Annotated in this window: 18 protein-coding genes, 1 tRNA gene and 1 pseudogene; 11 read left to right on the top strand and 9 right to left on the bottom strand. The window is 67.0% G+C overall.

Annotation, left to right across the window (positions count from 1 at the left end):
- Positions 1-24: 24 nt before the first annotated feature.
- Positions 25-99: transfer RNA gene (locus ACWW1C_RS02530), tRNA-Thr, on the top strand.
- Positions 100-144: 45 nt separating this feature from the next.
- Positions 145-549, top strand: coding sequence for an HNH endonuclease (locus ACWW1C_RS02525; protein WP_455981973.1), 405 nt, complete (start codon positions 145-147; stop codon positions 547-549).
- Between the two features lie 11 nt (positions 550-560).
- Here ACWW1C_RS02525 and ACWW1C_RS02520 read toward each other — a convergent pair whose 3' ends face one another.
- From ACWW1C_RS02520 to ACWW1C_RS02510, 3 genes are read right to left on the bottom strand one after another with little or no spacing between them, the layout of a single operon-like run.
- Positions 561-1,583, bottom strand: coding sequence for a tetratricopeptide repeat protein (locus tag ACWW1C_RS02520; RefSeq protein ID WP_455981972.1), 1,023 nt, complete (start codon positions 1,581-1,583; stop codon positions 561-563).
- Positions 1,580-2,818 carry an AAA family ATPase gene (locus ACWW1C_RS02515; protein WP_455981971.1) on the bottom strand — a complete coding sequence of 413 codons (1,239 nt, stop codon included), beginning with the start codon at positions 2,816-2,818 and terminating at the stop codon, positions 1,580-1,582. The genes ACWW1C_RS02520 and ACWW1C_RS02515 overlap by 4 nt, the downstream gene beginning before the upstream one ends.
- A gap of 27 nt (positions 2,819-2,845) precedes the next feature.
- Positions 2,846-3,922: a hypothetical protein gene (locus ACWW1C_RS02510; RefSeq protein WP_455981970.1), complete on the bottom strand. Its 1,077-nt coding sequence runs from the start codon at positions 3,920-3,922 to the stop codon at positions 2,846-2,848.
- 200 nt (positions 3,923-4,122) lie between these two features.
- On the opposite strand from ACWW1C_RS02510, the gene ACWW1C_RS02505 reads away from it, so the two are divergent.
- The 4 genes from ACWW1C_RS02505 to ACWW1C_RS02490 all read left to right on the top strand — a co-directional run bounded on the left by ACWW1C_RS02505 (position 4,123) and on the right by ACWW1C_RS02490 (position 8,499).
- The gene (locus ACWW1C_RS02505) at positions 4,123-5,520 is read left to right on the top strand and encodes a threonine/serine ThrE exporter family protein (RefSeq protein ID WP_455981969.1); all 1,398 of its coding nucleotides are present in this window, start codon (positions 4,123-4,125) and stop codon (positions 5,518-5,520) included.
- A gap of 6 nt (positions 5,521-5,526) precedes the next feature.
- Positions 5,527-5,892, top strand: a complete 366-nt coding sequence (locus ACWW1C_RS02500; RefSeq protein WP_455981968.1) for a hypothetical protein — start codon at positions 5,527-5,529, stop codon at positions 5,890-5,892.
- 94 nt (positions 5,893-5,986) lie between these two features.
- On the top strand, positions 5,987-8,002 hold the full coding sequence (locus tag ACWW1C_RS02495) for a DUF4185 domain-containing protein (RefSeq protein WP_455981967.1): 2,016 nt from the start codon (positions 5,987-5,989) through the stop codon (positions 8,000-8,002).
- A 2-nt stretch (positions 8,003-8,004) separates the two neighbouring features.
- Positions 8,005-8,499: a hypothetical protein gene (locus tag ACWW1C_RS02490; protein ID WP_455981966.1), complete on the top strand. Its 495-nt coding sequence runs from the start codon at positions 8,005-8,007 to the stop codon at positions 8,497-8,499.
- A gap of 4 nt (positions 8,500-8,503) precedes the next feature.
- Here ACWW1C_RS02490 and ACWW1C_RS02485 read toward each other — a convergent pair whose 3' ends face one another.
- Positions 8,504-9,502, bottom strand: a complete 999-nt coding sequence (locus ACWW1C_RS02485) for an AraC family transcriptional regulator (protein ID WP_455981965.1) — start codon at positions 9,500-9,502, stop codon at positions 8,504-8,506.
- 213 nt (positions 9,503-9,715) lie between these two features.
- Here ACWW1C_RS02485 and ACWW1C_RS02480 point away from each other — a divergent pair, with 213 nt between their 5' ends.
- A complete protein-coding gene (locus ACWW1C_RS02480) occupies positions 9,716-11,086 on the top strand; it encodes a DUF1254 domain-containing protein (protein WP_455984116.1) in 1,371 nt (456 codons plus the stop codon).
- A 16-nt stretch (positions 11,087-11,102) separates the two neighbouring features.
- Positions 11,103-11,375 (top strand): hypothetical protein, encoded by a 273-nt coding sequence (locus tag ACWW1C_RS02475; RefSeq protein ID WP_455981964.1) that lies wholly within the window; start codon positions 11,103-11,105, stop codon positions 11,373-11,375.
- Between the two features lie 30 nt (positions 11,376-11,405).
- Here ACWW1C_RS02475 and ACWW1C_RS02470 read toward each other — a convergent pair whose 3' ends face one another.
- Positions 11,406-13,313 carry an acyl-CoA dehydrogenase gene (locus ACWW1C_RS02470; protein WP_455981963.1) on the bottom strand — a complete coding sequence of 636 codons (1,908 nt, stop codon included), beginning with the start codon at positions 13,311-13,313 and terminating at the stop codon, positions 11,406-11,408.
- A 66-nt stretch (positions 13,314-13,379) separates the two neighbouring features.
- On the opposite strand from ACWW1C_RS02470, the gene ACWW1C_RS02465 reads away from it, so the two are divergent.
- Together ACWW1C_RS02465 and ACWW1C_RS02460 are read left to right on the top strand one after the other, a co-directional pair.
- On the top strand, positions 13,380-14,012 hold the full coding sequence (locus tag ACWW1C_RS02465; RefSeq protein ID WP_455981962.1) for a TetR/AcrR family transcriptional regulator: 633 nt from the start codon (positions 13,380-13,382) through the stop codon (positions 14,010-14,012).
- 16 nt (positions 14,013-14,028) lie between these two features.
- Positions 14,029-15,078: an oxygenase MpaB family protein gene (locus ACWW1C_RS02460; protein ID WP_455981961.1), complete on the top strand. Its 1,050-nt coding sequence runs from the start codon at positions 14,029-14,031 to the stop codon at positions 15,076-15,078.
- On the opposite strand, the pseudogene arsB reads toward ACWW1C_RS02460, so the two are convergent.
- Together arsB and ACWW1C_RS02450 are read right to left on the bottom strand one after the other, a co-directional pair.
- Positions 15,075-16,543, bottom strand: a pseudogene (arsB, locus tag ACWW1C_RS02455) (ACR3 family arsenite efflux transporter). The gene ACWW1C_RS02460 and the pseudogene arsB sit on opposite strands and share 4 nt — an antisense overlap.
- On the bottom strand, positions 16,540-16,965 hold the full coding sequence (locus ACWW1C_RS02450; RefSeq protein ID WP_455981960.1) for an ArsI/CadI family heavy metal resistance metalloenzyme: 426 nt from the start codon (positions 16,963-16,965) through the stop codon (positions 16,540-16,542). The pseudogene arsB and the gene ACWW1C_RS02450 overlap by 4 nt, the downstream one beginning before the upstream one ends.
- A gap of 100 nt (positions 16,966-17,065) precedes the next feature.
- Here ACWW1C_RS02450 and ACWW1C_RS02445 point away from each other — a divergent pair, with 100 nt between their 5' ends.
- Positions 17,066-17,419, top strand: a complete 354-nt coding sequence (locus tag ACWW1C_RS02445) for an Rv2640c family ArsR-like transcriptional regulator (RefSeq protein ID WP_455981959.1) — start codon at positions 17,066-17,068, stop codon at positions 17,417-17,419.
- 7 nt (positions 17,420-17,426) lie between these two features.
- On the opposite strand, the gene chrA is transcribed toward ACWW1C_RS02445, so the two are convergent.
- Both chrA and ACWW1C_RS02435 read right to left on the bottom strand, forming a co-directional pair.
- Positions 17,427-18,584, bottom strand: a complete 1,158-nt coding sequence (chrA, locus tag ACWW1C_RS02440) for a chromate efflux transporter (protein ID WP_455981958.1) — start codon at positions 18,582-18,584, stop codon at positions 17,427-17,429.
- A gap of 39 nt (positions 18,585-18,623) precedes the next feature.
- A complete protein-coding gene (locus tag ACWW1C_RS02435) occupies positions 18,624-19,058 on the bottom strand; it encodes a lipoprotein LpqH (RefSeq protein ID WP_455981957.1) in 435 nt (144 codons plus the stop codon).
- Positions 19,059-19,134 lie beyond the last annotated feature (76 nt).

The raw sequence follows: 19,134 nt of genomic DNA, 5'->3' as shown, positions 1-19,134 counted from the left end.
GGTTCGACCATTCTCGAACCGCATGCCTCCCTAGCTCAGTGGTAGAGCACCGCTCTTGTAAAGCGGATGTCGTCGGTTCAATCCCGACGGGGGGCTCCACATAGGTAGCGACCAATTGTCGGTGGCTCGTCGTAACGTCGCCTCATGAGGTCGTGCCTTGGTTGTGGCAGTCCGCTGGTGAAACGCAGCCAGAAGAGCTATTGCGGTAACGCGTGTCAAGCTTCAGCACGCCGCGATACGCGCACTAAACAGTGGCTCGAAACGGGTATCGGACGAATCGACAGCCACCAAGGCCATTACATCCGGGAGTATCTTCTCGGCGCTCAATCTGATTGCTGTGCAATCTGCGGTGCCGACACGACCTGGCACGACCTGCCGCTCGCGTTGGTACTCGACCACATCGACGGCAACCCGACGAACAACCGCCGGGAGAACCTGCGGCTGATCTGTCCGAACTGTGACTCACAGCTGCCGACGTACAAGAGTCGCAACCGCGGCAACGGTCGCCACTTCCGTCGCGAGCGATACGCCAATGGGCAGTCGTACTAGCCCCGCACTGCCTACTGTCGTGTGAAGCGGCCTACCCAAGCCAGCACGAGGCTGACGATGAGCAGCATCGGAGCGCCGATCTGCACCACTTCCAGCTGCCGGGGGCTCACGGCTGTGAGAGCGCCCAGGACCACTGCGACGACAACGACCACAAGACGAACCGCGAGCAGTGGCCGGGTTTTCAGGGCCGAAGCCAAGGTCCGGCGCCCGACGGTGACCACCAGCTTTGCCAGCGCGGCGCCCAGACCGATGGTCGCCGCGGCGATCCCGAGCCGCGGTCCCATCCCCAGCGTGTTGCCCGGGGCTGCGGTGACCAGCAGCAGCCACAGCAGGAACAGCACTCCGGCAGTGCACCACCGCAGCCACCGGGCCATGGCGAGTGCGATGTTGCGCCGTGCCAGACCGCCGAGGGCGGGGTCGAGCGTGCCGGCGCCGTGGAAGCCCCGCAGCGCGCCCAACAGCCGTCCCCGCGTCATCCGGTTGACCGCCAGGTTGTGGGTCGCTATCGCGTGATCGGGTTGCAGCCGGAGCGCGGCAGTATATTCCGTATCCGACTCGGCGGTTCGAGACATCTTCCGAAAGATGTTCCCCCGCAGGACAAACAAATCAGGATCTGACGGCTCGAGGCGGATCGCTTCGGTGACCTCGGCCAGCGCGGCATCGAACCAGCCTTCATCCGAAAGGATTTGGGCATACACCAAGTGGGTTCGATACTCGTTCGGGTTGCCGCAGACCGCGCGCCAGGCCATCCACTTCGCCTCGTGCAGCCGCCCCTGCCCACGAAGCGCCAAGGCGTACAAGCGAATCGCGTGTTCGTTGTCGGGGGCCGTTTTCAGTGCGGCATAGAGCCGGCGCTCGGCACCGATGTAGTCGTCGAGCCCGACCGCGGCCTGCGCATCGAGGATGAGCAGCACCGGATCATCGGGCGCCATCGAAAGCGCACCGGCCAGCACCTCGCGGGCGCGCTGGTGGTTGTCCACGTCGAGGTACACCCGCGCCTGCTGCAGCGCGGCATCGACACTGTCGGCTGTCACCGAATTTTGTTGCGCCGCAGGTACTTCGCCAGCTCGTCGTAGGTGCCGTCCCGATTGCCGAATTCAACGACGTTGCGGGCCGTATCGAACCACGGGCCGGTCGACGGGCGGACCTGGCGCAGCGCCGCCTCCACATCGGACATCCGCACCGGCCGCACCTGGCCGCTGTGCAGCGAGTCCGCCATCGCCAATTGCGTTGCGGTGTCGCAGACATGGGCCAGATCCGCGCCGGAGAAACCCGCAGTCCGGGCCGCCAGCGCGGACAGGTCGATCCCCTCGATCGGACGATCCTGCAGATGCAACCGCCCGATACTGGCCCGCGCCTCGGTGTCGGGCAACCCGACGAAGACCATCCGGTCGAACCGGCCCGGTCGACGCAGCGCGGCATCGACATCCCACGGCGCGTTTGTGGCGCCCAGGATGTACACGCCGTCGTTGCTGGCCGAGGCTGAATCCAGTTCCTCCAGAAGGGTATTGACGATGGTCCGGATACCGGAGGTACCGCTCAACGCGGATCGGCGGTGGCCCAGCGCGTCAACTTCGTCGAAGAACAGCACACACGGCGCGTTACGCCGCGCGGTGTCGAAGACCGCGCGGATGCTGCGTTCGCTCTCACCGAACCACCGGTGCAACACGTCCGCGATGCCGACCTGATAGAAGTTCGCACCCAACTCGCCCGACACCGCCTTGGCGATGAACGACTTCCCACACCCGGGCGGCCCGTAGAGCAGCAGACCGCCGCGAGCCGACATCTTGTAGGCCTTCATCAGCTCCGGGTTGCGCAGCGGTCCCAGCAGGGAGAGCTCCAGTTGCTTCTTGACGGCCTCCATACCGCCGATGTCCGCCAGTCGCACGTCGCTACGGGTGACCGCCTCGAAGTCGTCCTCGCTCACCGCCTGGGCGGGTTCATCGACAAACGCGGGCTTGACGATGTCGGACACCTGGTCTTCGGCCGCGTCCCAGTCGAACGATGACTTCGATTGCGGTGCTCCAGGTTCAGGCACTTGCGTGGGTGTAGGCGTAGGCGCGGCCAGTGCCGCGGTGCATTGCTGCAACAACCCCTGCGCCGTGGTGTCGGTCGGGTCTGCGGCCAGCACCGCACCGCAGTGCGCCAACGCCTCGGCGTGCCGGCCCCGTTCGGCCAGCAGTCCGGCCAGGTGCAGGCGCAGGGCCAGTGAGTCCGGACTCTGCTCGACCGCTCGCACCAACTGCGCGATCACCGGATCATCCGTCACGTTCGTCCCCCTCGCCCCGAGCTGAACTCATCCTAGGTCGCGTAGCTGTGCCGGGTCGGGGACGACCGTGGCGGCGTCGACGACGTCGCCCGTGTACGTGACCACCTGTTTGGCGACGATGTCGGCGCCTTCTTCGGCAACCTTCTTGGCGGCGCCACCAGGGGTGCGCATGGTGGCCGTGTCGGCGACCGTTGAGACAACGCCGAGAGTTTGGTTGTCGGGCATGGCTTCTGCGGCGAGCTGTCGGCCGGCGGCACCGAGATTGGCCACTGCCGCGGTGATCGCGGCAGTACCGGCCGGCCCGCCGGCACCGGTCACCGTAACCGCCGCCCCGGCGACGACGACCGCGGTCGCCGCCGGGTTGGTCGTGCCGAGCGGGTTCACTGCTTGGACTCCGAACACCGGCCACACGGTGTCCGGTCGCGGGTCGATGACCTCGGAGAGTTGATACAGACCGGGGCGGAGCCGGCGAGCCACGTACGACGAAGGTACGAGTTTGCCTGCGGTGTCACGGGTTTCGGCCGGACTGAACACGCCGACGGGTTCCGCGGTCGGAGTGGCCCGGTTGATGGTCAGAAATCCACCGGGGTGGGCCAGCAGGACGGTGTCGGCGGGTGTGCGCACGAACGTGGTGACCATCCGCACGCCGGTCGGGCTGTCGATGCGGGCCACGGCACGCGTCCCAGTGCCGGTGTTCTCGGCCAGGAAATCAACCCCAGCGCCATGCTCGGGGTAGACCACCGATCCACTCCTGGTGCGTTGGGCGGTATCCAGGCCGGCGGGAAGGACCAGCTGTAGCGGCCCGGCCGATGTCGTCGCGCTCAGGCCGGCCACCGGCTCGGCAGGCAGTCCCGCAGCCCGCTGGTCGGGCGTCAGGGCCGGGACCGCGATCGTGGTCGATCCGGCGAATGCGGCCATCGCGGCATCGGCGAATCGCTGCGCCGGCGACTCGGCCGGCTCGCCTTCAGGCTTTGAACGGGCCGAACTGGCAAACCAATGCTGACCACCGATCGCGAGCGCGATCGTGGCCACCAACGCCACCAGCACCGGCCACCAGCGGGCAGCCCGCCGCCACAGCCGGCGCTCCGGCAGTACATCCCCCACGCCCGATTCTCCCCGTGCACAACAGATCCCCGGCCCGTCCGCGACGACGAGCTTGTGCAAGGTGTAGTCGGTGAATCGCCACCCAACCGAACGCCGCCCGCCGGTGATCTGGCCCACAGCAAAGGACAACGCTCCTTCGACCGGGGCAAACGCACACGGAGGGGCGATGAGGCGCCACCCTCGGGACCTACGATTCTGATGTGACATTGCGTGATCGCGTCGCCACCGCCCGGCGGCGACTTCTCGGTGACCGGCCGTCCACCGCCGATACCGCGGGCTTGCCCGTCATCACGCCATTGCAACCCATCGACGTGAGCGACGAACACGCCGTCACCGAGGTCGTCGAGCTGGCGATGAACGTCGGCGAGGTGCTGCTGGATTCGGGCACCGGCGCCATCGACACCAGTAAGCAGATCGCGTTCGTCGCCGCCACCTATGGCCTGGCCGACTGCGCCGTCGACGTCACCTACAACGCCATCCACGTCTCGGCCCGGCGCGGTCCGGGCCTGCCGCCCACCAACTACATGCGCACGGTGAAGTACCGATCACTGGATTACACGCGCCTGGAACAGGTCGACACGCTGCTGCGGCGGATCGGCCGCGGACATCTCGGCCTCAAGCCCGCCCGCGCGGCACTCGACCACATCGTCGCCGCGGATCATCCGTATTCGCGCAAGGTGGCGCTGTCCGGGTGGGCGCTGATGGCCGCCGCGGTGACGCTCATGCTCGGCGGCAGCCCGACGCTCGCCGTCGTCTCGTTCGTCACCACCGCCGCGATCTACGGAACCAACGTCGCCCTCGGCAAGCTCGGCCTGCCGTACTTCTTCCAGCAGGTGATGGGCGGTTTCATGGCGACGGTCCCGGCCGCGTTCATCTACAAACTCGCCATCGAGCACAGTGCCATCGTCGCGCCGTACCGCATCATCGTGTCGGGCATCATCGTGCTCATGGCGGGGCTGTCGCTCGTCGGTTCGGTGCAGGACGCCATCACGGGTGCACCGGTCACCGCGGCCGGACGGTTCATCGAGGTGATGGTCTTCACCGCGGGCCTGGTCGGCGGTGTGGGCATCGCGCTCCGGCTCACCTCCGCTCTCGGCGCCGGCCTCCCGCCGATGCAGCAGGAGGTGCTCCCCTACGCGCCACTGCCGATCATGGTGCTCACCGGCGGCCTGGCGTCAGCGGCCTTCGCGCTCGCCAGCTATGCCTCGTTGAAGGCACTTGCCACCTCGTTCGCCTCGGGCGCCGTCGGGGCGGGACTGGTCGGGTCGATCCTGAACGCGGGGCTGGGCCCGATCGTGGCCTCCGCGGTCGCCGCCACGGTCGTCGGCCTGGCCGGTGGCTTGCTGGCCCGGCGCGCCGTGGTCCCGCCGATCATCGTCTCCGTCGCCGGCATCACGCCGCTCGTGCCCGGTCTCGCGGTCTATCGCGGGCTGTCCGAGATCATGGCCGGCCAGACATTGGCAGCCATCTCCAACCTCTTCACGGCCGTCATGGTCGGCTGCACCCTGGCCGCCGGGGTGACGCTCGGCGAATGGGTGGCGCGCACCATGCGCCGCCCGCGACTTCCCCGCCGACTGCTCGGCGCGCGCGTAGCGTAAAGCGCCATGTCCGAAACCGGAATCTGGATCGCCTGGGGGCTGCCCACCCAGGGCCGTGAGCGCCAGGCGCTCGAGGCCCTGCGCAATGCCCGCGGCTACCTGCAGGCCCTCGTCGACGACGGCCGGATCGACGGTTTCGACGTCACGGTGCTGCGCCCGCAGACCACGGAATTGGGCGGGTTCATCCACCTCAAGGGCACCCGCGTCCAGATCGATATTCTGCGCCGCACCGGCGATTTCGAGCGCTGGGCCACCGGTATCCAGCTGATCGCCGACCGGGTGGCCTTCGTCGACAGTTGGGTCGATCGGGGCATCGACCACGCCATCGAACTGTACGAGGACGCACTGCGGGAAGCCGGCCTGCTCCGCTGACGGTATCGAGACGGAATCAACCCGTCGAAAGTCTCCCGCGACGCGAGCCGATGTTGTTCCATAGGTTAATTAGCTGGAACAACAGGGAGACACGATGAGCGCCGCAAGATACGTCGGCCGCGTCGGGAGACTCGCCGTCGCGCTCGGCATCGGGACCGCGATCGCATCCGGTCAGGGGGCCGCCTGGGCCGACCAGACCGACGCCGGAGCGCCGGCCGGTCCAGCAGCTTCCTCGGGCGAAAATGCCGGGGTCTCTGCCACTTCGGGCAACCCCACCAAACCTCGTCGCGGCAAGCCCAAGCCCACGAAGGACGGGGACAAGACCGAGACGCCGTCCACCGGAACCACGGACGACACGTCGGCTGATCCCAAGACGGACCCCAAGTCCGAGACCAAGTCCGAGACCAAGCCGGACAAGCCGCTGACCAAGAACCGCGGGCGGGGGAATCCGTCGAAGAGCACGACCGCCAACGACGTCGCATCGACCGCCGCGGTTCCGAAGACCCCGAAACCGCCACGGCTGACGCCCGCCAAGCCGGCCGCCGCCGGCCAGCAGACCACCGCGCCCAAGCCGGTCAGCGTGGCCGCTGTCGCACCGACGGCCATGAAGGTCACCACGAGCGTGGTCACTGCGTCGCCGACGCCCGTCGCCGCGACGACGCACCTGCTCACCTCGAACGTCACCGCACCCGCCGCCAAGGCGCTGAATCCGGTGGCGGCCGTGATGAAAGCCGTTTCCGGCGCCCTGAATTGGGCGTTCAACCCGGCAGGCAGCCCCGCCCAGCCGACGCTGGCGTGGACCGTGCTGGCCTTCGCTCGCAAAGAGATCGACAACCTCCTGACGGCCATCAAGCCACAGAACGTCGTCAGCGCACTCACCACCACCGGCCAGGTGCTGAGCAATCCGATGGCCGCGCTCACCGCGGTCATGAACCCCCGGCCGGCCTGGCCCACACCAGGTCAACAGCTCAGTCCGTCAACAAGTTTCGTCGACTGGGTGACGGGCAACTTCGCCCCCAACGACACCTACAACCGGTTCGGCGTCTGGGGCACCGATGTCGGCACCGTGTGGGACAACGGAATTGCCGACGACCCCAGCACCCCGATCAACGAGCACCAGGTGCTGATGGCTTTTGGAGACACCTTCAGCGGCCCCAACATGACCGGAAACTGGCTGAACAACATCCTGTTCCGCTCCTCGGATGCCAATCTCGCGGACGGCATTTCGATCCCGGCCGGCCAGTGGCTCAACGGCAACATGTTCGGTGGTACCCCGCTGTCGTCGCCGACGACGGCACGCCAGATCATCCTGCCCGCCAAACTCCCCGCGGGCCTGCCGTCCGGAGTGACGCTGATCCCGACGTCGGGCATCTCGGTGCCGACGCCGGGCACTCAGTTCGGCGCCACCCAGTACCTGAGTTTCATGTCCGTCAAGCAGTGGGGTGCGCCCGGCAGCTGGACGACGAACTATTCGGCGATGGCGTACTCGACCGATAACGGCGAGAACTGGACCATCGCACCGCAGAGCGTTCGCCAGAACTGGGGCGGCAACGCCAATTTCCAGCAGGCGGCCCTGGTGCGTCCGGGGGACGGCTACGTCTACTCGTACGGCACCCCGAACGGGCGCGGCGGAGCTGCCTACATCTCGCGGGTGGCCGAGGCGGACATCCTCGACGCGTCCAAGTACGAGTACTACAACAAGGGCAGTGCCGGCGGCTGGTTCGGCATCGGTGCGATCAAACAGGGCTGGTACAAGGACCCCGCGAAGGCCGGCGTGGTGTTCGGCCAGGACACCGGCGCATGCGGTATCGCCAAGGCCGGCAACCACGTCAGCGAGATGTCGGTGCAGTACAACCCGACGCTGGGCAAGTACGTGACGCTCTACGCCGACCAGTTCAACAACGTCGTGCTGCGCACTGCCGATACGCCGCAGGGCACGTGGTCCGCGGCCACGGTGCTGATGCCGCAACAGAATGGTGGCATCTACGCGCCCATGATGCAGCCGTGGTCGCCGTCGACCCTGGGCACGGGTACCGATCTGTACTGGAACCTGTCGTTGTGGAGCGAGTACGACGTCATGCTGATGAAGACCGATCTCACGAAGCTGTAGCCGTGATCCGCGCGACCGCTCTGATCGCAGCCGCCGTCGCCCTGGCGACCGCGGCGGCACCGCTGTGCGCGGCCGATCCCATTGCGCCCCAACAGGATCAGCTGTGCCCGCCGACCGCCGACGAAGCCACCACCATGCCGACGACACCGTCGCCCGCGGCGGGGGCCAACACCCCGCTGCAGTGCCACGAAGGGCGTTGGCAGGCCGTCGCGCTACCTGCGGAACCCAGCGACCGTTGGTGGAGCACCGGACCGGTGATCGCCCTGCGCGGCCAGGGCATGCGTAATCCGAACCTGATGTCCGGCAAGTGGAGTGGCACCCCACTCGGCAGCGGGAAACAATGCCGCGTCGAGCAGCGCGCGGTGATCAGCGCCGGTGTGGTCGGCGCGCCCGTGGTCACCGACGGGGCACCGGACCAGACACTGCACTTCGACGTCTCGCCCACGGCATCCTCGGTCGAGTTCTCCGGTTACTGCCTCTGGACGCGGCTGAGCTGAACCGTCACCGCCGCGCGTTCCGGTACGCCGTGGGCGTGGCATCGAACCACCGTTTGCAGGACCGCGTGAGGACGCTCTGTTCGGCGTAGCCGAGCTGCCGGCACAGTTGTTCCAGGGGCAGATCGGTATCGAGGAGCAGTCGCTGTGCGACGTCCCGACGAGTCTGGTCCGCAAGTTCGGCGAACGTGGTGTCCTCGGCCGAGAGTCGGCGCTGCAACGCTTTCGGATGCAGCCCGATGTGACGCGCGATGTCGGACAGCCCGACCGCTCCGGCGGGCAGCAGCTGACGGACCAAGCTGCGTACCAATTGTGTTGTATCGGGCCCGGATTCACCGATGGTATGGGTCAGGTGAGCAACCGCGGTTTGGTGCGCGATGTGGTCGGTGGGCAGTGGCCGCTGCAGATCGGCGGCGCGGAGAGTGAAGCCGGCGACGGGTTCGCCGAAGACGGGCGGACAGCCGAAGTACAGCTGGTAGTCATCGGCCGGAGTGCGTGCCGCGTGCGGCAGGTGCACCATGAGCGGACGGTAGTCGGCACCGAGGAACAACCGCAGCACCTGCAGCGTGACACCGAGCGACAACTCGATCGCCTGCGCCTGCGGCGGCGCCGGATCCAATTGGTACTCGAATTCGAAGCGGCGCAGATCGGCGGCGATCGGGACCGTCACGCGGGCACTGATCGCCGGGCTGTACGCCGCCATGAACTTGTCGAAGACGACGAACGCATCGGCAACCGTGGTGGCGTTCCGGGCCGCCAAACCGACCGGACCCAAGATGTCGATGTCCTGGCGTAGCGCCAGGCGTCGCCCGAAATCGGGAGTGTCGAGGGCAGCCGCGGCGGCTTCGAGCAATCGTGCTCCGTTGGGCAACGAGATGAACCGGTCGTGACGGCCGACATCGTCGGCCGGGATGTGTGCGGCGTCGAGGAAGGCACGATGGTCGCCGCCGAGTTCAGCAACGAGCTCATCGAAGTTCGTCAGCGCCGTCCCTCGAATGACCGCCATGTCTCCAAATGTCAAAAATCGGTCGTGAAATGTCAAGACACATGAGGGTACCGTGCTGCACAGTAAATGCCCCGGGGGATTCGATGCGGCCTTGTCGCGTCGGCGATACCAGCCCCGCGCAGGCCGCGACAACACGAACGGAGTACCGCCCCCATGGTGGGTAGATATCGTCGGTGGGCCACTGCCCTGACCGCTCTGGCCACGGCCACCGTCATGGCCACCGCATCGGGATGCTCCACATCCAGCAAACCCGAGAGGCTATCTGCCGACGACGCCAAGTCCATCGCGACCGATGCCTACGTGTACGGCTACCCGCTGATGACCATGGAGATGACGCGGCGCGTCATGACCAACGTCGCCCAGGTCGACCAGCCGCGCGCCCCGATGGGTCAGCTGATGCGGATGCGCCAGTACCCCGACGCGCAGTTCCGCGACGTCACCGCCCCCAACGCCGACACCCTGTACACCAACGGATTCGTCGATGTCACAACCGAACCGGTGGTGCTGACGCTGCCGGATGCCCACGATCGCTACTACCTGTTCCCCATGCTGTCGGGCTGGACCGACGTGTTCCAGGTGCCAGGCAAGCGCACCACCGGAACCGGTCCGCAGACCTATGCCATCACCGGGCCGAACTGGAAGGGGACGCTGCCGCCTGGCGTCACCGAATACAAGTCGCCGACCGCGATGGTGTGGCTGCTCGGCCGCATCTACTGTGACGGCACGCCTGCGGACTACGCCGCTGTGCACGCGCTGCAGGACCAGATTTCCCTTGTGCCCCTCAGCTCTTACGGCAAGCCATACACCCCGCCGGCCGGCAAGGTCGATCCCAGCATCGACATGAAGACCCCCGTGCGCGACCAGGTCGAGAATCTCGGCACCGAGGCCTACTTCACCATGTTGGCCGGACTGCTGAAGGACAACCCGCCGGCCGAGGCCGACAAGCCGATCATCGAGAAGATGGCCAAACTCGGCATCGTGCCCGGCGAGAAGTTCGACATCGGCAAGCTCGGCCCCGATGTCGCCGCCGCCCTGCAGCCGATACCCAAGGTCGGCGTCGCCAAGATCATGGACCACTACAGCGCGCTCGACACCGTCAACGGCTGGCAGTTCACCACCAAGACCGGGCAATACGGCACCGACTATCTGCAGCGGGCCCTGGTCACGGCAATCGGGCTGGGCGCCAACCGGCCCCAGGACGCCGTCTACCCCACGTCGAAGGCCGACGCCGACGGGCAGCCGTACAACGGCGCCAACAAGTACGTGGTGCATTTCGCCAAGGACCAACTGCCGCCGGCGAAGGGCTTCTGGTCGCTGACCATGTACGACGAGGGCTACTTCTTCGTCGGCAACCCACTGAACCGCTACACGCTGAGCCAGCGTGACAATCTGACCCGCAACCCGGACGGTTCAGTCGATCTCTTTCTGCAACACGACAATCCGGGTCCGCAGAAGCAGGCGAACTGGCTGCCGGCACCGACCGGGGCGTTCAACCTCATGCTGCGCCTGTACTGGCCGACCGAGACCCCGCCGTCGATCATCGACGGCACCTGGAAGCCCCCGGCAGTCACCAAACTCCCCTGACCCCCGAAGGAACACCATGACCACCCGTTTGACCGCGCTGGTATCCATCCCCCTGATGGGCGCTGCCCTGGCGGTCACCCCGCTGCTGGCCGCACCCACGGCCGGCGCCGACGTCTGCGCCTCTGCCGGCGGCCGTCACTTCTCCGCCGGCGGCTGCACCAACATCGCCGGTGACGTCGCCGTCGGCACCGCCATCGCGGCGGCCCACGAGCCGTACGTGACAGGCGAAGTCCCTTGCTACACAGTCGAAGGCGTCCCGTACTACACGCCGCCCGGCGCCCCCTGCTAGTAACTCGGATGCCGTGCGGGGCCGGCGACCCTAGGGCGCCATCTCGTACCGGCCGGCCAGGTCCCGCACGGTGCGGACCATGCGTTCGAAGCGCGCCGCGTCGCCGACCGGTTCCGCGATGAGGTCCAGCGCGAGCTTCTTCTGCGCGGCCGTGGCACTGGTCTTGCAGTGCAGCGTGGTGGCGTGCCGGGAGAAGTCGGTGACCAGGACTTCGAACAGCTGGTCCAGCACGTCGTGGTCGGTGCCGTCGATGGCGGCCTGTTCCAGGATCAGCTGCGCGTAGGGCAGCAGGGTGAACAGCTCTCCGATCGCGAACAGGAAGTCGACGTCCTCCTGCTGGCGTGCGGTCGGCGTGGCGGCCGCAAGCAGGGTCTGGAAACCAGTGGCCTGCTTGAGAAAGACCGCGACATTCGGCAGGTGCGCGAACTCCCGGAGTACGCCCCGCCAGCCCGTGAAGGCGACCCGGCCCAGACCGCGGCTGGGGCCTTGCGCGAACAGGAAGTCGTCGTTGGTGAAGTCCCGACGGCGGCGCACGCGCGGCAGTACTTCGGTGCGCAGTGCCTTCGGCGCCTTCGGGATTCGCGCGATCTGGGGCACCACGGCCGAACCCGCCGCCCGCAGGCTGTTCGCCACGGCCCGCGTCGCCGCGTTCGGCGAGTACTCCACGGGAAGCTGCTGCAGCGCCAGCAAGCCGGCGTCGGCGGGACGGAACATGAAGTTCTGCATGAACTTCAGCGAGAGCGCCATGTTGACGTGGACGGTGCCCTCGAGGCGGGGCGGGCCGACCGAACCGAGCAGCGCCATCGGGAAGAACATGTCGCTTTCGAAGCCGCGTGCGGCGATGGTGTCCGACAGCAGCGTGACGATCTTCTCGCCCTCGCGCGTGACGGTCATCTTCTCGATGGCGTTGAACAGCAGGTACCGGCGGTCGGCGGCCGACGCCGACCGCATGTAGTCGATGGCGCGCTCGCTGTAGAGCTTCATCCCGGCCAGCCGGGCGTACGCCTCGGTGAGCATGCGGCGGATCTGCGGGAACTCGGTGACGTGCTGGCCGAACAGGATTCGGTTCTCGGCGTGCGTGATCGCCTCGTACATCGCGTGTTCACAGGTGCCGATCGAGCCGAACCCGAGGTTGAACTTGCCGATGTTGACGGTGTTGATCGCGGCGTGGAAAGCGCCCTTGCCGGCGTGCAGGATGTCGTCGGCGGAGACCGCGTAATTCTCCAGATCGAAAGCGGCAACATACATCTGGCCGTTGACGACGTTCTTGCGCAGCTTGTAGTCGGCATGCTGACTGTCGGCCGCGAAGAAAAGATACCCCTCGAAATCCTCGTCGGGCTTGCCGCCGTCCAGCGCGGTCGAGCTGTCCAGGATCGGCTTGTCGGCGCGGCGGCCGAACACCGACACCATGCGGGCGAGGTTTCCGTTGCCGATGTAGTACTTCCCGCCGTTCGCGCGATAGCCCTCCGGAACGGGCGTCAGCACCATGTCCGTGGAGTACACGTCGGCGCCGTGGTCCTTCTCGGACAGCCCGAACGCGAAGATCTCACCGGCTTCGAGGAGCTCGGCGGCGCGCTTGCGGGCCGCCGCGTTCGATGACTGCCAGATGGGGCCGAGCCCCAGGATGGTGACCTGCCAGACGTACCAGTACTGCATGCCGTAGAAGCCCAGGATCTCGCTGAACATCGCGTTGCGCGCGGTGTCCCACCGCTTGTCCGGGTCACCGTCCGCTTCCGATGCCGGCGTCAGGAAGGTCGCGAAAACCCTTTCCTTCTTGAGGAATTCGATGAACTCCGCGTACCAGACCCGGTCCCGGTCCTGCTGCGTCAGCCAGGCCTTGCCGTGACTCTCGAAGAACTCGATGGTGGCGATGAAGATCTGCTGGGTCCGCTCGTCGAAGTCGGCGAAGTCCGGCTTGTGCGGGTTGAGCATGGTCATGTCGGAAAATCCTACAAGAATGAAGAAAAATTATTCAAGCAAGAATAATCCTGCTACATTCGCTGCATGACCACCGACGCCCCGACGAAGCCCCGTGAGCGGGCAGCCCATCTGGGCCCGGAGCGTCGCCGGCCGCAGATCCTCGATGCCGCGCTGCACATCGCCGCCGAATCCGGCACCGCGGCAGTGACCATCGGCGCCGTGGCCACCCACCTCGGCGTCACCCGGCCGGTGGTCTACTCGTGCTTCAAGGACCGGGTGGAACTCCTTGCCGCACTGCTGGATCGCGAGGGCGAATCGCTGCGGGAGACCCTGCTCGCAGCCCTGCACACCGGCCGCGGCGACGACCCGGAGGCGGCCTTCATCGATGGCTACCGCGCGCTGCTGCACGCCGTCGAAAACCAACCGGACACCTGGCGTTTCGTGTACCTGGCCCACGCCGATCCGGCGGTCGCCGACATGGTCGCCGAGACCCGTCGCGCACTCGCGAGAAGTTCCTCGCGCTGGATCGCACCGGCACTGACGACGTGGTGGCAGACCGGCGACCTCAATCGCAAGATGCCGATTCTGACCGAACTGTTCGTGTCCTCGAGCGAGGCCGCGGTCCGGTCCCTGCTCGACCCTGAAAACGACTGGGACGCAGACAGTCTCGGCGAGTTCTACGGACGACTCATGTGCCGCGCGTTCGCCGCGGCCTGACGAACAAGGAGTAAGTGTGTCCCAGCCAGTGCAGCCCCTTGCCGACTACGGATTCTTCGGCCCCGGCACCGTGACGTGGAAGGTGTGGGGACACACGACCACCCCGGTGACCGGTCTGCAGCGCGCCGTCGTGGTCGAGGAACTCGACCCGTCCCTGATCGCCGCGGTCGATGCCACCGGTGCCAACTACGACCGGCCCCGCACCCGCTACGACCGCACCGTGCGCTATTTCGCGACGGTCGCATTCGGCGACAGCGAGTCGGTGGTCAAGGCCGCCGACGTGCTCGTCAAAGTCCACTCCAAGGCGATCGGCACCGAGCCGGTCAGCGGCAACAAGTACGACGCGAACAACCCCCATTCGCAGCTGTGGATCCTGCTGACGGGGTGGCATTCGGTGCTGACCGCCTACGAGATGTACGGCGGCGGCAAGCTCACCCCGGAAGAGGAGAACCAGTACTGGGAGGAGTGCGCCATCGCGGCCGAGTTCCAGACCTGCGACCCGGCCGACGTGCCGCGTACCAGCGCAGGCGTGCGCGCGTACTTCGACGAGATGCGTCCGCACCTGGCGGTCAGCGAAGCCGCGCGCGCCATGATGGACCACCTGCTCAATGCCAAGGTCGTGCTACCGCCGGCGCCGCTGCCGCTGAAGCCGGTGGTCGAGCTCATCAACCTCATCCTGCGGGCGGGCGCCATCGCCACCATGCCCCGCTGGATGCGCAGGCTCAGCGGTTTCGACCAGCCGCGTGCGGTCGACATCGCGGTGCGCCCGTTGCTCAAACTGGCGTACGGGATCGTCGATGCGAATCCGCGACTGAAAATCGCTGTGGCACAACTGATCGCACCGTCTGTGGCGCCCGTGGCGGCGCCGTACATCCTCGGCGTCGCACCCGTGTCCGGCGAGGTGCTCACTCCGCAGGAAGCGCGCAACCGCTACGGCTACGCGAAACCCGCTGACGCACACCATGATCTGCGCGCCAGGCAACAGCAGCGGGTGTTCGGCGAAGGTCAGGCGCCCAGCGACGAGGGGCTGATCGAGTCGCAGGCGTACCTCGGCAGCCTCGCCTAGCTGGGCAGCAGCTCGTCGACGAGGTCTCGAACGCGGTCGGCGATGGCGTCGCGGATCGGCCGGACGGCCTCGATCGACCGGCCGGCCGGGTCATCGAGCTTCCAGTCGCGGTACGACACCCCCGGAAAATACGGGCAGGTGTCGCCGCACCCCATGGTGATCACGACGTCGCTGGTCTGCACGGTGTCGGGGGTGAGCACCTTGGGCGCTTCGGTGGTGATGTCGATGCCGAGCTCGGCCATGGCCGCGACGGCAACGGGGTTGATCGCGTCAGCGGGAGCCGTTCCCGCGGAACGTACTTCGATGCGCCCTTCGGACAGCTGCGTCAACAAGGCCGCGGCCATCTGCGACCGGCCCGCGTTGTGCACGCACACGAACAGCACACTGGGTTTGGGATTCATGCGTGAACGCTCCTCAGCCGGGATCGCAGCGCGAGTGACAGATAGACCAGCCCGACAAGAACCGGCACCTCGATCAGCGGTCCGACAACGCCGGCCAGGGCTTGCCCGGAGGTCGCACCCCACGTCGCGATGGCCACGGCGATGGCCAGTTCGAAGTTGTTGCCCGCCGCGGTGAACGCCAGGGTCGTGGTGCGTTCGTAGCCGAGGCCGAGTGCCGCACCGAGCGCATAGCCACCGCCCCACATGATCGCGAAGTAGGCCAGCAGCGGCAGCGCGATCCGCGCGACGTCCCACGGGCGGGTGGTGATCTGATGTCCTTGCAGCGCAAAGAGAATCACGATGGTGAACAGCAAGCCATAGAGTGCCCATGGCCCGATCCGGGGCAGGAACGCCGACTCGTACCAGGTGCGCCCCTTGACCCTCTCCCCCAGCCGGCGCGACAGGTAACCGGCGGCCAACGGGATCCCCAGGAAGATCAGGACCGACTTGGCGATCTGGCCCGGCGACGTCGCAATCGCGGTCTGCGGCAGGTGCAGCCAACCCGGGAGCACCGACAAATAGAACCAGCCGAGCACCGCGAACATCAGCACCTGGAACACCGAGTTGAGTGCCACCAGCACGGCGGCGGCTTCGCGGTCTCCACACGCGAGGTCGTTCCAGATGATGACCATGGCGATGCACCGCGCCAGGCCGACGACGATGAGCCCGGTCCGGTACTCGGGCAGGTCCGACAGGAACAGCCACGCCAGCGCGAACATCAGCGCAGGCCCGAACACCCAGTTCAGCACCAGTGAGGACACCAGCAGCTTGCGGTCGGAGGTCACGGCGTCGAGGCGGTCGTACCGGACCTTGGCCAGCACTGGATACATCATGATCAGCAGGCCCAGCGCGATCGGCAGCGAAATACCGTCCACCTGAACCTTTTCCAGCACGGCGTCCAGTCCGGGCACCCAGCGGCCGAGCAAGAGCCCGGCCGCCATGGCCAGCCCGATCCAGACCGGCAGGTACCGGTCGAGCGTCGAGAGCCGAGCTGTCGCCGCGCCGGCGTCAGCGGTCTGCGTCATGCCTGCGTCCCGCAACACACCGCATCGTCCGATCCACTCGGGGCGGCACCGAAGGTCTCGGAGTCTTCGAGCACGGTGTAGACCTCCCAGCGCTCCCCTCCCGGCGCGGTCACCCACACCTTGTCCTGCGTGGCGAAGCAACAGGTGGTGCCGATCTCCTCTTCAGTGAACATCCCCGCCTCGGTGAGCCGCGCGATCTCCGCATGCACGGTGTCGCTGGATTCGACCTCCACCCCCAGGTGGTTCACCGACCCACCATGCCCGGGGTTCTCGAGCAGCACCAGTTTGAGCGGCGGGTTCGCAATCGCGAAGTTGGCATAACCGGGCTTGACCTTCGCCGGTTCAGTACCAAAGAGCTTGCTGTAGAACGCGATCGACTCGTCGAGGTTGTCGACGTTGAGGGCGAGCTGAGCACGAGACATGGTGAACTCCCAAGGTGTGAGACGTATGTCGAAATTCTCGGCAACGTCTTTCTACGCACCTTTTCGATATATGTCAAGAACTTCGGGTAGCATCGGCCACATGCCCAAGGCGCTGCCCGTGATCGACATGTCCCAGCCGGTGTGCTGCACCCCCATGGCCGCCGCCCCTACGGACGACGGCGCCGCACTCGATGTGGCCATGCGGCTCAAGGCGCTCGCCGACCCGGCGCGCGTCAAGCTGATGTCCCTGCTGTTCACCTGCGGAGCGCCGTGCACCACCGGCTCCCTCGCGGCCGCGGTGGGCCTCGCCGAATCCACGGTCAGCCATCACCTCGGCCAACTGCGCGCCGCCGGGTTCGTCAGCTCGGAGCGCCAGGGCATGAACGTGCACCACACGCCCCGCCGGGACGCGCTCTCCGCGTTGTGCCGGGTGCTCGACCCGAATTGCTGCTGACCGCCGATCAGCTCGGCAACGGCAGCCCGAGCGCGGTGGCGAGGACGCCGGCCCCGGCGGCCAACAGCAGCGTGATCACGACGTTCACCCGGCTGAACACCGCGACCACCGCCACCGCCAGCACCACGTACTGCCACATCTGACTGATCGACATGGCCAGTGGCACCGCAGAACCCAGAATCGCACCGACGGCGGCCGGACCCGCGCCGTCCAGGAAAGCGCGCACGTAACCGTTGGCACGAATCCGGTCGAAGTGCTTGGCACCCAACAGGATGAACAGGAACGACGGACTGAACGCCACCACCGAGGCGAGCACCCCACCGAGCAATCCGGCGGCCGCGTAGCCGACGACGGCGACGGTCTGCACCACCGGCCCCGGCGTGATCTGGCCCAGCGCAACAGCATTGAGGAACTGCGCCCCGGTCATCCAGTGGTAGTGGTCGACAGCGTCGGCCTGCATGAGCGGAATGATGACGAATCCGCCGCCGTACGACAGCGCACCGACTTTCAACGCCACCCAGCACAGCGAAGCCAACGTGCCCAGCGTCAGGGACTGGAACGCCAGCACCGGCATGCTGCGAGCGCCGGCCCTGGGCAGCGTCGTCGTCCGCGCCAATTCGATTGCGCCGCATGCCAACAGCACCAGCACCAGCCACGGACCCAGCAGCGCCGCCGCGACCGCACCCGCTGCGAGGTACACCAGCCACCAGATGGAACTGGTTCGCCGCTGCCAACTGGCGGGAATCAGCGCGGCCCCCGCATGCACCGCGACCGCCGCCACTGCGGCACCCGCGCCGGCGCCTGCGGCCAACACCCACCGCGGCGGTGAACCGGCCAGGAACAGCGCCGCCAGCCCCAGGATGACGATGAGCCCCGGAATGATGAACGCGGCGCCACCGACCAACGCACCGAGCCGGCCGCGCACGCGCCAAGCGCAATAGATCGACAGCTGCGTGGACGCCGGCCCCGGCAACAGGTTGCACGTCGCGATCGCGTCTTCGAACTCCGTCGCGCCGATCCAGCGGCGCCGCTCCACGCACAGGCTGCGCAGCAACTTGATGTGCGTGGGCGGGCCACCGAAACCGATGCAGCCGATGGTGCCCCACTCCCGAAGAACGGTGCCCAGGGACACTCGCGGCGATGCATCCTCTGTCGGCGTGGTCACGACCAATCATCCTGGTGGGTCACGCCGGATCGCGCACCCTCACGGGCAGGCGACATCCATCTCGAAGCTCTTGTTCACCTGTTGCGGCGACCGCGGATTGCTCAGGTCGCTGCCGCTGGCAGTGCCCTTGATCGAGTACGACTTGCCCCGCACCGCGGCTACGGCGTTGTCCGCCTCGCCGGGCTCGGAACTCGTGAAGCCCAGTGCGACACCGTCTACCGTGCCGAGTCCGACGGTGCGCACCTGAGGCGGATTGCTCGTGGTCACCACGGCACCCACCCCGCTGGACATGTCACCGATGCCGATCGTGACATTGTCGCCCGCCTCGTGACAGGTGACACCGCCGCTCACGGCCCGGGGTTGTCCGTCGACGATGACCTGCGGGGCACGCAGCCCCGAATTCGGCGAGCCGGCACTCGGTTCGGATTTCTCCGTCGCACAGCCGGCCAACCCGAGGGCGACCACACAGATCACAACGCTCTTGCGTACCAAAATTCTTCTCCTTCGCGTCCGGGATATCTGGCGGTACAAGGCCAGGGGTTCCCCAGAG

This window comes from Mycobacterium sp. HM-7, from assembly GCF_053852335.1.
This window is presented reverse-complemented; position numbering and strand designations above follow the sequence as displayed.